The 13,666-nt window shown below is 69.3% G+C and carries 12 protein-coding genes and 1 pseudogene; 8 read left to right on the top strand and 5 right to left on the bottom strand.

All coding sequences use genetic code 11. From position 1 onward, the window contains the following. The first annotated feature begins 137 nt into the window (after nt 1–137). Nucleotides 138–1,427, top strand: a complete 1,290-nt coding sequence (locus IEX31_RS06495; protein WP_188742622.1) for an ABC transporter substrate-binding protein — start codon at nt 138–140, stop codon at nt 1,425–1,427. A gap of 262 nt (nt 1,428–1,689) precedes the next feature. Here IEX31_RS06495 and IEX31_RS06490 read toward each other — a convergent pair whose 3' ends face one another. From IEX31_RS06490 to IEX31_RS06475, 4 genes are read right to left on the bottom strand one after another with little or no spacing between them, the layout of a single operon-like run. Beyond that, the gene (locus tag IEX31_RS06490) at nt 1,690–2,457 is read right to left on the bottom strand and encodes an ABC transporter ATP-binding protein (RefSeq protein ID WP_188742621.1); all 768 of its coding nucleotides are present in this window, start codon (nt 2,455–2,457) and stop codon (nt 1,690–1,692) included. Then, nucleotides 2,444–3,358, bottom strand: coding sequence for an ABC transporter ATP-binding protein (locus IEX31_RS06485; protein WP_188742620.1), 915 nt, complete (start codon nt 3,356–3,358; stop codon nt 2,444–2,446). Before IEX31_RS06485 ends, IEX31_RS06490 begins: the two co-directional genes overlap by 14 nt. Beyond that, nucleotides 3,348–4,328 carry a branched-chain amino acid ABC transporter permease gene (locus tag IEX31_RS06480; RefSeq protein ID WP_188742653.1) on the bottom strand — a complete coding sequence of 327 codons (981 nt, stop codon included), beginning with the start codon at nt 4,326–4,328 and terminating at the stop codon, nt 3,348–3,350. Before IEX31_RS06480 ends, IEX31_RS06485 begins: the two co-directional genes overlap by 11 nt. Nucleotides 4,329–4,343: 15 nt before the next feature. Beyond that, nucleotides 4,344–5,621: an ABC transporter permease subunit gene (locus IEX31_RS06475; RefSeq protein ID WP_373285505.1), complete on the bottom strand. Its 1,278-nt coding sequence runs from the start codon at nt 5,619–5,621 to the stop codon at nt 4,344–4,346. 272 nt (nt 5,622–5,893) lie between these two features. On the opposite strand from IEX31_RS06475, the gene guaB reads away from it, so the two are divergent. Next, nucleotides 5,894–7,396 carry an IMP dehydrogenase gene (gene guaB / locus IEX31_RS06470; RefSeq protein ID WP_188742618.1) on the top strand — a complete coding sequence of 501 codons (1,503 nt, stop codon included), beginning with the start codon at nt 5,894–5,896 and terminating at the stop codon, nt 7,394–7,396. 23 nt (nt 7,397–7,419) lie between these two features. On the opposite strand, the gene IEX31_RS06465 is transcribed toward guaB, so the two are convergent. Beyond that, complete coding sequence (locus tag IEX31_RS06465) at nt 7,420–8,586, bottom strand: MalY/PatB family protein (protein WP_188742617.1); 1,167 nt, start codon at nt 8,584–8,586, stop codon at nt 7,420–7,422. 99 nt (nt 8,587–8,685) lie between these two features. Between IEX31_RS06465 and IEX31_RS06460 the strand changes: the two are divergent. The 6 genes and pseudogenes from IEX31_RS06460 to IEX31_RS06435 all read left to right on the top strand — a co-directional run. Then, nucleotides 8,686–8,910: pseudogene (locus IEX31_RS06460) on the top strand (ATP-binding cassette domain-containing protein); the annotation flags it as partial. A 65-nt stretch (nt 8,911–8,975) separates the two neighbouring features. Continuing rightward, nucleotides 8,976–9,206, top strand: coding sequence for a TetR/AcrR family transcriptional regulator (locus IEX31_RS19525; RefSeq protein WP_345000693.1), 231 nt, complete (start codon nt 8,976–8,978; stop codon nt 9,204–9,206). 9 nt (nt 9,207–9,215) lie between these two features. Next, nucleotides 9,216–10,340 carry a GuaB3 family IMP dehydrogenase-related protein gene (locus tag IEX31_RS06450; protein WP_188742616.1) on the top strand — a complete coding sequence of 375 codons (1,125 nt, stop codon included), beginning with the start codon at nt 9,216–9,218 and terminating at the stop codon, nt 10,338–10,340. A gap of 148 nt (nt 10,341–10,488) precedes the next feature. Next, a complete protein-coding gene (locus IEX31_RS06445; RefSeq protein ID WP_188742615.1) occupies nt 10,489–12,219 on the top strand; it encodes a glycerol-3-phosphate dehydrogenase/oxidase in 1,731 nt (576 codons plus the stop codon). A gap of 52 nt (nt 12,220–12,271) precedes the next feature. After that, nucleotides 12,272–12,769 carry a cation:proton antiporter regulatory subunit gene (locus IEX31_RS06440; RefSeq protein ID WP_188742614.1) on the top strand — a complete coding sequence of 166 codons (498 nt, stop codon included), beginning with the start codon at nt 12,272–12,274 and terminating at the stop codon, nt 12,767–12,769. Further along, a complete protein-coding gene (locus IEX31_RS06435; protein ID WP_188742613.1) occupies nt 12,769–13,566 on the top strand; it encodes an SURF1 family protein in 798 nt (265 codons plus the stop codon). Before IEX31_RS06440 ends, IEX31_RS06435 begins: the two co-directional genes overlap by 1 nt. Nucleotides 13,567–13,666 lie beyond the last annotated feature (100 nt).

The raw sequence follows: 13,666 nt of genomic DNA, 5'->3' as shown, positions 1-13,666 counted from the left end.
AAGAGGTAACGATTCCGTCGGTGTTACACGGTTGTGACCGCGGCGACTTGTTTCCGCCGTTGGGGCGCAATACTGTCAAAACCACGGCGTCAGCAGACGCTGACCTGTGTACCAATCCTTCAGTCCCAAGGAGCAACATGAGCGTATTCGCGAAGGCCAAGGCCTCGCGCTCGGCGCGCGCAGCATGGACGGGGGTCGCCCTCGCCGGCGTCAGTGCCCTCCTCCTCAGTGCGTGCGCTACGGGTGGCACGCCGGAGACCGAAACGGGAGAACCGGCCGAGAGCGGTGACGCCCTGCCGATCGAGGCCGGCGAACGAGACCTGACCCTCAAGATCGGCACGATCCTTCCGCAGAGTGGAACGCTCGCCTTCCTCGGCCCGCCCGAGGAGGCCGGTGTCGCGCTCGCGGCGCAGGAGATCAACGAGGCCGACCTCGGCATCAACCTCGAGGTCGTCTACCGCGACTCGGGTGACACCACGACCGACATCGCCACCGTCTCGGTGACCGACCTGCTCTCGCAGGACGTGTCGGCCGTCGTCGGCGCTGCGTCGTCGGGTGTGTCGTTCACCGTGATCGACCAGATCACCGCCGCCGGCGTCGTGCACTTCTCGCCGGCCAACACGTCGCCCGACTTCACGGACTACGACGACAACGGCCTGTACTTCCGTACGGCTCCGTCCGACCTCCTGCAGGGCGAGGTGCTTGGCAACCTGATCGCCGAGGATGGTGCATCCACGCTCGGCATGCTCGTGCTGAACGACCCCTACGGCACCGGTCTCGCGGGCGCCCTGAAGGAGACGTTCGAGTCCGCCGGAGGCGAGATCGTCGCCGAGGAACTCTTCAACACGGGTGACTCGAACTTCGACGCACAGCTCTCCGCCATCAACGCGGCGAACCCCGACGCGGTCGCGATCATCACGTTCGATGAGGCCAAGGTCGTCGTGCCGGCGCTCGTCGGCTCCGGCTACCCTGGCGACCAGCTGTACTTCGTCGACGGCAACCTGTCGGATTACAGTGCGGACTTCGCGCCCGGTCTCATCGCCGGAGCGAAGGGCACGCTGCCCGGTCCGAAGCTGGAAGACGACTTCCGCGAGCGTATGCTGGCGGTCGACCCGAACCTGGCCGACTTCAGCTACGGCCCCGAGTCGTACGACGCGACCGTGCTGATCGCCCTGGCGGCGTACGCGGCCAACAGCACGGACGGCGCCGACATCGCGGAGTACCTCCGTCAGGTGTCGGGCGGATCCGGTGACGGCGAGACCGTCACCGACCTCGCTGCCGCCTTCGAGGCACTCGCCGCCGGCGAGCAGATCGACTGGGACGGCCCGTCCGGCCCGATCACGCTCGACGAGAACGGTGACCCGACCGAGGCGACCATCGGTATCTACGAGTACGGCGACGACAACACGTACGCTCGCGTCAACTAGTACGAGTCGCTTGGAGGGCCCCGACTTCGGTCGGGGCCCTTTCGCGTGCCCGCCGGCCGTGGCACACGGCGGCGGCCCGCGTTCGTGGTGGCCCGCGGCGGCGCCATGTGCGCCACTTCCGCGCCGTCTGCGCCAGCAGACGTGGCGCATACGTGCTGTACGTGGCGCAGCCCGGGCGAGTTCTGTGTGCGAGCCCGGGTACGAGGAACGGGGTGGATGCCGCAGCATCCGCCCCGTTCGTTGCGCTACGGGCCGCTACATATCAGTCCTGGCCGAGCGTGCCCAGGTAGAGGCCGATGACCTTCGGGTCGTTCAGGAGGTCGCGCCCGGCGCCCGTGTAGGCGTCCCGGCCTTGGTCGAGCACGTAGCCCCGGTCGCAGATCTGCAGGCACCGACGGGCGTTCTGCTCGACCATGATGGTGGTCACGCCGGCGCGGTTGATCTCCTTGACGCGCAGGAACGCCTCGTCCTGGCGCACCGGCGAGAGGCCCGCGGACGGCTCGTCGAGCAGCAGCACGTGCGGCCCCATCATGAGCGCACGGGACATCGCCACCATCTGCCGTTCACCGCCCGAGAGCGAACCGGCCCGCTGGCCGAGCCGCTTGCCGAGTTCGGGGAAGATGTCGGTGACGAACTCGAGGCGCTCCTTCAGGCCCTTGGGCTTCTGGTAGAGGCCCATCTCGAGGTTCTCCTGGATCGTGAGCGACGGGAAGACGTTGTTCGTCTGTGGCACGAACCCGACCCCCTTCGCCACGAGCTTGTTCGCCTTGAGATTCGTGATCTCCTCGCCGTACAGTCGGATCGCGCCTTCGCGCACCTTGACGAGTCCGAAGATCGCCTTCAGCAACGTGGACTTGCCGGCACCATTGGGGCCGATGATGCCGATGAGCTCGCCCTGCCTCGCGAGGAGGGAGCACGAGTTCAGGATGTTCACGCCGGGCAGGTAGCCCGCCGTGACGGTCTCGACCTCGACGACCGCGTCGGCGGGCCGGTCGAGGACCGCGTTCGCGGTCGATTCACTGTTCGTCATCGATGAGCTCCTTCAACGCCTCGACGTGACCGGTGTCGGTTGCGCCGAGGTCGGTGTCGTGGTGTGCGCCGAGGTAGGCGTCGATCACGGCCGGGTCCTGCATGACGTTCTGCGGTGGGCCCTCGGCCACGATCTTGCCCTCGGCCATGACGATGACCCAGTCGGCGATGTGCCGCACCATGTGCATGTCATGCTCGACGAAGAGCACCGTCATGCCCTGTGACTTGAGGTCGAGGATGTGGTCGAGCAACGACTCTGTGAGTGCGGGGTTGACGCCGGCCATCGGCTCGTCGAGCATGACGAGCGTGGGGTCGCTCATGAGTGCTCGCGCCATCTCGAGCAACTTGCGCTGCCCGCCCGAGAGACTTGCAGCGTAGTCGTCCTTCTTGGCCTCGAGCTTGAAACGCGCGAGGATCTCGAGGGCCTTCGCCTCGATCTCGTCGTCCTGCTTGCGCCAGAGGAAGGGGAGGACCGACCTGAACAGGTTCTCGCCGGTCTGTCCCTTGGCTCCAAGCATCATGTTGTCGAGCACGGAGAGCAGGCCGAGCGCCTTCGTGAGCTGGAAGGTGCGGATGAGGCCCATGCGCGCCACGCGATACGCGGGCACGTGTGCCAACGATCGGCCGTCGAACTCCCACGTGCCCGCATCGGGCTTGTCGAAGCCCGTGAGCAGGTTGAAGAACGTGGTCTTGCCGGCGCCGTTCGGCCCGATGAGGGCGGTGATCGCCCCGCGGGGGACCTCGACGTGGGCGACGTCGACGGCGGTGAGGCCGCCGAAGGTGCGCTTGACGCCGTCCGCGATGAGGATCGGGTCGACCTTGCGGCAGCCCGGCTCGGCGTCGCCGACGTGGAGGCCGGTGGTCTTCACCGGCGTGGACGTGGGAGTGACGTCACTTGACAAAGGCCAGCTCCTTCTTGTTTCCGAAGATGCCCTGGGGCCTGAAGATCACGATCAGCATGATCGCGACGCCGACGAGGATGAACCGGAGCTGACCGGCCTGCACCTGCGACATGAACGGGAGCCAGCCCGCCTCCACGGCTCGGGCGACGAAGCCCGAGAAGAACGAGAGCAGCACCCAGAAGATCATCGAGCCGATGACCGGCCCGAGGATCGTGGCGGCCCCGCCGAGCAGCAGGATCGCATAGACGAAGAACGTGAGCGACGTCTGGTAGTTCGCGGGCACCACAGATCGCGGCAGGACGAAGATCATGCCGGCGAGCGTGCCGTAGACACCACCGAGGATGAGGCTCTGCATCTTGTACGAATAGACGTTCTTGCCGAGCGCGCGCACGGCGTCCTCGTCCTCGCGGATTCCCTTGATCACGCGACCCCACGGGCTGCGCATGATGAGCCAGGTGACGACCGCGAGCACCGTGACGAGCGACCAGCCCACGATCCGGATCCACCAGTCGTACGCGTTGTACGTGAAGGGTCCGAAGCCGTAGGTGCCGTCGGGGATCGGGTTCAGCGCGGCGAAGCCCGTCTTATACCCCTGGAGACCGCTCGCCGAGCCGGTGATGGCGTCGAACGTGTTCGTCGTGAAGATGAGTCGCAGGATCTCGGCGGCCGCGATCGTGACGATCGCGAGGTAGTCGGCGCGCAGCCGCAGCGTCGGGATACCGAGGATCAGGGCGAACACGATGGACGCGCCGATACCCACCAGCACGGCCGCCCACACGGGGAACCCGAAGCTCAGGATGGAGATCGCGTACCCGTAGGCCCCGAGCGCCATGAAGCCGGCCTGACCGAAGTTCAGGAGGCCCGTGTATCCGAAGTGGATCGCCAGGCCGAGGGCGGCCAGGGCATAGGCGGCGGTGGTGGGGCTGATGAGCTCCTGCGCCGCGTTGGAGAAGATCGCAATCCAGTCGATCATGGTCGGTCCTCCTTAGCCGATTCTCTCGCGGCGACCGAGGATGCCCTGCGGTCGGAACAGCAGCACGAGGATGAGCACGATGAGTGCGCCCACGTACTTCATGTCGGATGGGAGCCAGAGCGTCGAAAGCTCGATGAACATGCCCACGATGATCGAGCCGACGAGCGCGCCGAACGCGGTGCCGAGTCCGCCGAGCGTGACCGCGGCGAAGACGAGCAGCAGGATCTGGAATCCCATGTCCCAGCTGACACCCGGGCGGAAGTACGCCCAGAGGATGCCGGAGAGACCAGCGAGCGCTGCGCCCATCACCCACACGATGCGGATGACCCGGTCGACGTCGATCCCGCTCGCCGCGGCGAGGCTCGCGTTGTCGGAGACCGCTCGGGTCGCCTTGCCGATTCGGGTGCGCAGCAGGAAGTAGGCGACGGCGCCGAGCACCACGACGCTCGTGATCATGCTCGCCACGTCGATCCACGACAGGGTGACCGGCCCGAGGTGGATGTCGGAGGGGATCGTGGCTCCCGGCAGTTGTCGCGTGGATCCGCCGTAGATGAACTGGTAGACGTAACGCATGGCGAGCGAGAGGCCGATGCTCACGATCATCAGCTGGATCAGGCCGACCCCGCGCCGGCGGAGCGGTTTCCAGATCGCCGCGTCGAGCGTCCAGCCGAGCGCGGCGCTCAGCACGAGGGCGATGATGATCGCCAGCCAGATCGGCAGGGCGAGGTCGACGCCGAAGGAGAGCACCATCAGCGCGCCGAACGTGATCATCTCGGCATGCGCGAAGTTCGACAGGCCGGTCGTGCCGAAGATCAGCGAGAGACCGATCGCCGCAAGTGCGAGCAGCAGGCCGAAGTTCAGGCCGTTGACCACACGGATGAGCACCTGTGCGCCGATGTCCGTGGTCACACGCTGACCCTCGCCGAGGAAGAAGTTCACGGACTTCCGGTTGGTAAGGCCGAACTCCGCCGTCACCGTGGCCTGACCATCCTCCACGACGACACCCTCGGGGAGGGTGTCCTCGTCGAGCGTGAGTTCGTACTCGGCCTTCTCGGGCACGCCGATCGTCCACTTGCCGTCGGCGTCCGTCTCGGTCTCGGCATCGAAGCCGTTGCCCTCCACCGTGATCCGAACGCCTTCGAGCGGCTCGTCGTCGAACGTCACGTTGCCGCTGAAGAAGTACTCGAATTCCTCCTGCTCGGAACTCTCGGTACTCGCTTCGTCCGCCACCGCAGGGGACGCTGCGATGCCGGACAGAGTGAGTGCCGCGACGAGGATTCCGAGGAGGATGAGCCACCTCCCGCGGGATCGTTCGGCGACTGATTGCGTGGGTTCCACTGCACCTCCAAGGGTCCCGGGGCTCGTGGCCGCCGGGCCGGGCTTGCCCTCGACGACGTCGTCGAGAGTACGTGCCGATTATGTCTCAAGTGTTTCGCATGTGCGCACAACGGCCCTCGATTGTTATCCGGGGAATGCCGCCCGTGCAAACTCGCTTAATATTGATGGATCCCGGGTCGTGAGCGTCGCCCGGGCCCGGCGCGTTCCGGAGACGAAGGGGAGACATGGATCAGGCAGATCCGTTCGGATTCACAGGGCTGACCTACGACGATGTCCTGTTGCTGCCAGGTCACACCGACGTGATCCCGAGCGAGGCCGACACGACCTCGCGGCTGACGCGGCGCATCGACGTCGCGACACCGCTGCTCTCGGCGGCGATGGACACCGTCACCGAGGCGCGCATGGCGATCGCCATGGCCCGCCAGGGCGGCATCGGCATCCTGCACCGCAACCTGTCCGTCCAGGAGCAGGCCGACATGGTCGACCGCGTCAAGCGCAGCGAGTCGGGCATGGTCTCGAACCCCGTGACGACGACCCCCGACGCGACGGTCGCCGAAGTCGACCGGCTGTGCGCCACCTATCGCGTGAGCGGCCTGCCCGTGGTCGACGGCGAGGGCGTGCTCGTAGGCATCATCACCAACCGCGACATGCGGTTCGTCTCCGACTTCGAGAAGCCCGCCACGCTCGTACGCGACGTCATGACGAAGATGCCGCTCGTCACCGGGCGGGTCGGTATGGACCCCGATGAGGCGATCGCGATCTTCGCCCAGCACAAGGTCGAGAAGCTGCCTCTCGTCGACGGTGCCGGCCGGCTCACGGGCCTCATCACCGTGAAGGACTTCGACAAGTCGGAGCAGTACCCGAACGCCACGAAGGACGCCGAGGGCCGACTCCGCGTTGGTGCGGCCATGGGCTTCTTCGGGGACGCGTGGGAGCGCGCCGAAGCGCTCCGCGACGCCGGGGTCGACGTGCTCGTGGTCGACACGGCGAACGGCGAGAGCGCAGGGGTGCTCGACATCATCCGCCGGCTCAAGGCCGACCCGTCGTTCGCGAAGATCGACATCATCGGCGGCAACGTCGCGACGCGCGAGGGCGCGCAGGCGCTCGTCGACGCGGGCGCCGACGCCGTGAAGGTGGGCGTGGGCCCCGGCTCCATCTGCACCACCCGCGTCGTCGCGGGTGTGGGCGTGCCCCAGATCACGGCCGTGTACGAGGCGTCGAAGGCCACGAAGCCGGCCGGCGTGCCGCTCATCGCCGACGGCGGGCTGCAGTACTCGGGCGACATCGCGAAGGCCCTCGTCGCGGGCGCCGACACCGTCATGCTCGGTTCGCTCCTCGCGGGCACCGCCGAGAGCCCCGGCGAGCTCGTCTTCCAGAACGGCAAGCAGTTCAAGGCGTATCGCGGCATGGGCTCGCTCGGCGCGCTCCAGACCCGTGGCAAGAAGACGTCGTACTCGAAGGACCGCTACTTCCAGGCGGATGTCCCTTCGGACGACAAGCTCATCCCCGAGGGGATCGAGGGCCAGGTCCCGTTCCGCGGCCCGGTCTCCGCGGTCGCCTACCAGCTCGTGGGCGGGCTGCGGCAGTCGATGTTCTACGTGGGCGCGCGCGACATCTCCGAACTGAAGTCGAAGGGCCGGTTCGTGCGCATCACGCCCGCCGGACTCAAGGAGTCGCACCCGCACGACGTGCAGTTCGTCGTGGAGGCGCCGAACTACACCAGGTAGATCTCGATACGGCGCCGGCGCGCCTACTCGACCGCCGGGGACGCGGCCTTCGCGAGCCGCGTCACGGCCTCCGAGAGCACTTCGGGCGAGCACGCGAAGTTGAGGCGGGCATGCCCGCGGCCGACGGATGCCCCGAACGCGGGTCCGCGGTGGAGTGCGACCTTCGCGTGCTCGAGCGCGTAGGCGGCGGGGTCGTCGCCCCACCCGAGCGCGGACAGGTCGAGCCACGCGAGGTACGTGGCCTGCGGCATCCGGTATCGGACGCCGGGAAGCTCGTCGGCCAGCAGGTCGGCGAGCAGGCGCCGGTTGTCGTCGAGGCTTGCGAGTACGCCGTCGAGCCACGGGCCACCCTCCTGGAACGCGGCGATCGAGGCGATGGCGCCGAACTGTGCCATGCGCCACTCGACCTCGTATGGGAAACCCGTGCGCACCCGGTCGCCGCGTTCGCTCGCGGTGAGCATGAGCGCCGCCTTCAAGCCCGGGATGTTGAACGACTTGCTCGCCGAGGTGACCGTTACGCCGATCTCGCGCGCGGCATCCGACACCGTGAGGAACGGCGTGTATGGCGACTCGGGCTGCGCGAGCGGCCCGTGCACCTCGTCGCTCACGACGGTCGCCCCGAAGCTCGCGGCGATCTCGGCGAGCTGCTCGAGCGTCGTCCGGTCGGGCACCCAGCCGAGCGGGTTGTGCGGGTTGCAGAGCACCATGGCCCCGGCGCCGCTCGCGAACGCCGCTTCGATGCCGTCGAGGTCGAGCCCCCAGCCGTCGTCGATTCCGCCGCGCATCGGCACCTCGACGACCCGGCCGCCCGCCTCGGTGACGAGGTCGAAGAATGGCGGGTAGATCGGCGGCGTGATGACGACGCCGTCCCCGGGCGACGTCACCTGCCGGAGCACCTCTACGATGCCCATGCTCACGTCGGCCGTGCACGTCACGTGCGCGGGGTCCACGTCCCAGCCCAGCCGACGCGCGGCGAACCCCTGGAACGCGTCGGCGACGTGGCGGCTGCCGGAGTGGTAGCCCGTGTCCGACCGGCGGATCGCGGCGTGCAGCGCCTCCGCGATCGGCTCCGCGAGCGGGTAGTCCATCTCGGCCACTGGCAGCGGCAGCACGTCGGCGGGGAAGGAGCGCCACTTCGCGCTCGTGCGGCTGCGGAGGACATCGATCGGGTCGGCGGCGACACGTTGCATGCCCCTAGCTTGCCCCAGACCTCGCGGCGGGACATCCGTCGCGTGCATTCTGGCCGGCTGCCCTGCGGGCGCCGCGGCCGTGGCCGCGAACGGAAACGGATGCATCCAATGGGCTGCATCGACGTCAATGGCGGCTCGTTCTCCCTGCCCGACGGCAGGCCGCTGCTCGCCGACCTCTTGTTCCGGGTGACGGATGCCGCGACCACCGCGCTCATCGGCGCCAACGGCGCAGGCAAGTCGACGCTGCTGCGCATCATCCGCGGCGAGCTGCGGCCCGACGAGGGCAGCGTGCAGGTGGACGGCGGGCTCGGCGTCATGGACCAGTTCGTGGGCACTGTCCGCACTGCCGACGGCGCCGCCGAGACCGTCAGTGGCCGACCGTCGCGGCGATCGAACACGACGGCGTCGCCCGGCTCAGCCTTCGCGACCTCGCCAGGCGCGTCGGTGTCTCCCACGCCGCCCCGGCCCACCACTTCGGCGACCGGCAGGGCCTGTTCACCGCGATCGCGACCGACGGCGGTGCGGAACTCGAGGTCGTCGCGCGCGCCGTCGCGGGCGTGCTCTTCGAGCGCCCGGCACCCGCGACCGGCGTCGCGTCGCCTGCCGACCCCGTTCGCTAGGGTGGACTCGTGACCCAGGAGATCGAGATCGGCCGCTCCAAGCGCGGCCAGCGTGCGTACGCGTTCGACGACATCGCGATCGTTCCGAGCCGGCGTACGCGCGACCCCGAGGACGTCTCGGTGACCTGGTCCATCGACGCGTACCAGTTCGACATCCCGTTCCTCGCGGCACCCATGGACTCGGTGGTCTCACCGCGCACGGCGATCATGATGGGCCAGCTGGGCGGCCTCGGGGTGCTCGACCTCGAGGGGCTGTGGACGCGTTACGAGGATCCCGAGCCGGTGCTCGCCGAGATCCGCAACCTCGCTCCCGAGCGCGCCACCGCCCGAATGCAACAGCTGTACTCGGAGCCGATCAAGCCCGACCTCGTGACGGCTCGTCTCGCCGAGATCCGCGCGGCCGGCGTCACCGTCGCCGGCGCGCTCTCGCCGCAGCGCACGCAGGAGCTCTACGAGACGGTCGTGGCGGCCGGCGTCGACCTGTTCGTCATCCGCGGCACCACGGTCTCGGCCGAGCACGTCTCGAAGAACCAGGAGCCCCTGAACCTCAAGAAGTTCATCTACGAGCTCGACGTTCCCGTGATCGTCGGCGGCGCGGCCACCTACACCGCAGCGCTCCACCTCATGCGCACGGGCGCGGCCGGCGTGCTCGTCGGCTTCGGCGGCGGGGCTGCCTCGACCACGCGCTCCACGCTCGGCATCCACGCTCCCATGGCCACGGCGGTGGCGGATGTCGCGGGCGCCCGCCGTGACTACCTCGACGAGTCCGGCGGCCGCTACGTGCACGTCATCGCCGACGGCGGGGTCGGCAAGTCGGGCGACATCGTGAAGGCCATCGCGTGCGGTGCCGATGCGGTCATGCTCGGCGCGGCCCTCGCACGAGCGACGGATGCCCCGGGGGGCGGCTACCACTGGGGCGCCGAGGTGCACCACCCGAAGCTCCCGCGCGGCCAGCGCGTGCAGGTGGGCCAGGTCGCCGCACTCGAGGAGGTGCTGTACGGACCTGCGCCCGCAGCGGACGGCACGGCCAACCTCGTCGGTGCCCTGCGCCGCTCGATGGCGACCACGGGCTACTCCGACCTCAAGGAGTTCCAGCGCGTCGAGATCGTCGTGGCGCCGTACACGGGGGCCTGACAGACAGGTTGCCCGAGCGCGGGTTTCGGGGCGGGCGCTGCGCGCCCTCCTCAACCCGCGGACCGCGCCCTCCTCAACCCGCGGGGGTTCGGGTAGCGTGGGATGTGGATCGCGGCCCCGTCGTGAGGCCGCGGGGATGGGGTGGACGATGGCGAGTGGCAATTCGGTGTCGCGTTCGACCAGGCTCGGACCCGAGGAACGGAAGGCCGCCATCGCGCGCCTGAAGGAGAAGGAACTCGACATCCTCGTCGTCGGCGGCGGCATCGTCGGAACCGGCGCGGCACTCGACGCGGTGACCCGAGGACTCTCGACCGGACTGCTCGAAGCGCGCGACTGGGCGTCGGGCACGTCGAGCCGGTCGTCGAAGCTCGTGCACGGCGGCATCCGCTACCTCGAACAGCTCGACTTCCGACTGGTGCGCGAGGCACTCATCGAGCGGGGCCTCCTGCTGCAGCGCATCGCCCCGCACCTCGTGAAGCCGGTGCGGTTCCTGTACCCGCTGAAGAAGCCGGTCTTCGAGCGGCTCTACGTCGGCGCCGGCATGCTGATGTACGACATCTTCAGTTACTCGGGCGGCCGGCCCCCGGGCGTGCCGCACCACCGTCACCTCACGAAGCGCCAGGTGCGCCGGGCGATCCCGTCGCTCTCGAACGATGCGCTCATCGGCGGGCTCACCTACTACGACGCCCAGGTCGACGACGCCCGGTACGTGGCATCCCTCGCCCGCACCGCGTCGTTCTACGGTGCGCACGTCGCGAGCCGCGTGAAGGTCGAGGGTTTCATCAAGGTCGGCGAGCGAGTGGTGGGCGTGCAGGCACACGACCTGCACTCCGACGAGCACTTCGAGGTCCGCGCGCGGCAGGTCGTGAACGCAACCGGCGTCTGGACCGACGACACGCAGCGCATGGTGGGCGAGCGCGGCACGTTCAAGGTGCGCGCATCGAAGGGCATCCACCTGGTGGTGCCGCGGGACCGCTTCCAGTCGACCATGGGGCTCCTGCTCCGCACCGAGAAGAGCGTGCTGTTCGTGATCCCGTGGGGGCGGCACTGGCTCATCGGCACGACCGACACCGACTGGAGCCTCGACAAGGCGCATCCCGCGGCGACGGCCGCCGACATCGACTACCTGCTCGAGCACGTGAACGCCGTGCTCTCGGTGCCGCTCACGCGTGAGGACGTCGAGGGCGTGTTCGCGGGCCTCCGGCCGCTCCTCGCGGGCGAGAGCGACCAGACGTCGAAGCTCTCGCGCGAACACATCGTCGCGCACACCGTGCCCGGACTCGTCGTCGTCGCGGGCGGCAAGTGGACGACGTACCGCATCATGGCGAAGGACGCCATCGACGCCGCCGCCGACGCGCTCGACGGGCGCGTGCCGCCGTCGACGACACAGGACATCCCGCTGCTCGGCGCCGAGGGCTATCAGGCGGCCTGGAACAAGCGCGGCAAGATCGCACGGGCATTCGGCGTGCACAAGGTGCGCATCGAGCACCTGCTGAATCGCTACGGCACGATGACCGACGAACTGCTCGACCTGATCCGATCGAACCCCGAGCTCGGCGAGCCGCTGCCCGGCGCCGACGACTACCTCGGGGCCGAGGTCGTGTACGCGGCGTCGCACGAGGGCGCGCTCCACCTCGACGACGTGCTCGCCCGTCGCACGCGCATCTCCATCGAGGCGTGGGACCGCGGCGTCTCCGCCGCGCCGGTGGCCGCGCGGCTCATGGCCGGAGCGCTCGGCTGGGACGCCGATCGCGAGGCGCTCGAGGTCGAACGGTACCTGCAGCGCGTCGCCGCCGAGCGGGCGTCGCAGGAGCAGCCCGACGACGCGTCGGCCGACCGGGTGCGGCTCGCGGCGCCCGACATCGTGAAGGTCGACTGACGCGGCGCGGATAGACTGGGACGCGACGCTCGAGACCGAGGAGTCCGCGCACATGGTCGATGTCCGTCGGGTGGACCTGCCCGGTATCGGAGTCCTGCATTCCTTCGATACGACGGATGCGCTCGAGATCTCGGTCGTGGCGCACCGCGCGGGCGTCAGGGACCTCCTCGTGCGCCACGCGCAATCGGACGAGCCCGTCGTGACGGCGCGACTCGAGACCGACGAGGCGCATCAGCTGGCGGAGTTGCTCGGCGGCACCCGGATCATCGAGTCGATCGCCGATGTCGATGCCATGCCCGGCGTGCCGATCGGATGGGTGTCGGTCCACGATGGGGATGCCGTCGACGGTCGGGAACTCGGCTCGGTCGACGCGCTCGGCGACGGTACCGTGCAGGTCATCGCGATCGTGCGCGGTGACCGGGTCCACGCCTCGCCCGCTCCCGACTTCCGTATCAGTGCCGGGGACATGCTCGTCGCCGCCGGGGCGCCCGACCGAATCGCGCACGCCTTCCGTGCCGCCGGAGCGCCGACCGCGGAGCACGAGGCCTGATGCTCCACATGATGCTGCGCCCGCGATGGGTGCTCGCGCTGCTTGCCGCCCTCGCGATCGCCGCGGGCTTCGCGCTGCTCGGCCAGTGGCAGCTCGAACGCGCGGTCGAGCAGGCCGTCGTCGTCGAGCGTCCGACCGAGGAGGTGCGCCCGCTCGCCGCGCTCGCTGAGCCCGACGGGCCGACCGAACAGGCCGCCACCGGCCAGCGTGTCGAGGTCACGGGGTCGTTCGTGCCGGGCGACACCGTCGTCATCGAGGGCCGCCTGAACGAGGGCGTCGAGGGGTACTGGGTGGTCGGCCATCTCGAGGTGACGGATGCCGCGCCGGGCGGCCTCCCCGTCGCCCTCGGCTGGGCGGCAGACGCCGACACCGCTCGCGCGGCGGCCGACCGCTTCGACGCGGGCGCGGGCGGCGAGACGACCGTGGTCGGACGGTTCCTGCCGAGCGAGGCGCCCGTGGCGCCCGCCGACGACGCCGACCCGCGGTCGATGACGACCGTGGCCGTGGCGCACCTCATCAACGTGTGGGCCGACTACGACGATCGGCCCGTGTACTTCGGGTACGTGACCGCGCGCGATCCGGCCGCGGGCCTCGAGGCGATCAGCTCGCCCCCGCCCGAGCAGTCGGTCGAGCTCAACTGGCTCAACGTGTTCTACGCGGTGGAGTGGGTCGTGTTCGCCGGGTTCGCGGTGTTCCTGTGGTACCGGCTCGTGCGCGACGCCGTGGAGCGCGAGCGGGACGCCGCTGAGGTGGCCGCGGCATCCGGAACCGCATCATCAGGCACGGTGGGCGGCTGACGGGTCGGGTGCCTCTCGCGAGGGTCGCACCTCGGTGACGTCGCCGCGTCGCTCGCCGCCGCCGTCGGGTCCGAAGAACTGCCCGCCTCGCACACCCGGC

It is taken from the genome of Agromyces bauzanensis, assembly GCF_014645655.1.
GTDB classification, from domain to species: Bacteria; Actinomycetota; Actinomycetes; order Actinomycetales; family Microbacteriaceae; genus Agromyces; species Agromyces bauzanensis.
The sequence above is the reverse complement of the archived record's forward strand: the minus strand, read 5'-3'. Positions and strand labels throughout refer to the sequence as shown.

Coding starts and splice junctions, on each gene's coding strand:
- IEX31_RS06465 (WP_188742617.1), bottom strand. CDS start 8,586: ATGCAACGTGTCGCCGCCGACCCGATCGATGTCCTCCGCAGCCGCACG.
- guaB (WP_188742618.1), top strand. CDS start 5,894: ATGGATCAGGCAGATCCGTTCGGATTCACAGGGCTGACCTACGACGAT.
- IEX31_RS06435 (WP_188742613.1), top strand. CDS start 12,769: ATGCTCCACATGATGCTGCGCCCGCGATGGGTGCTCGCGCTGCTTGCC.
- IEX31_RS06445 (WP_188742615.1), top strand. CDS start 10,489: ATGGCGAGTGGCAATTCGGTGTCGCGTTCGACCAGGCTCGGACCCGAG.
- IEX31_RS06495 (WP_188742622.1), top strand. CDS start 138: ATGAGCGTATTCGCGAAGGCCAAGGCCTCGCGCTCGGCGCGCGCAGCA.
- IEX31_RS06440 (WP_188742614.1), top strand. CDS start 12,272: ATGGTCGATGTCCGTCGGGTGGACCTGCCCGGTATCGGAGTCCTGCAT.
- IEX31_RS06490 (WP_188742621.1), bottom strand. CDS start 2,457: ATGACGAACAGTGAATCGACCGCGAACGCGGTCCTCGACCGGCCCGCC.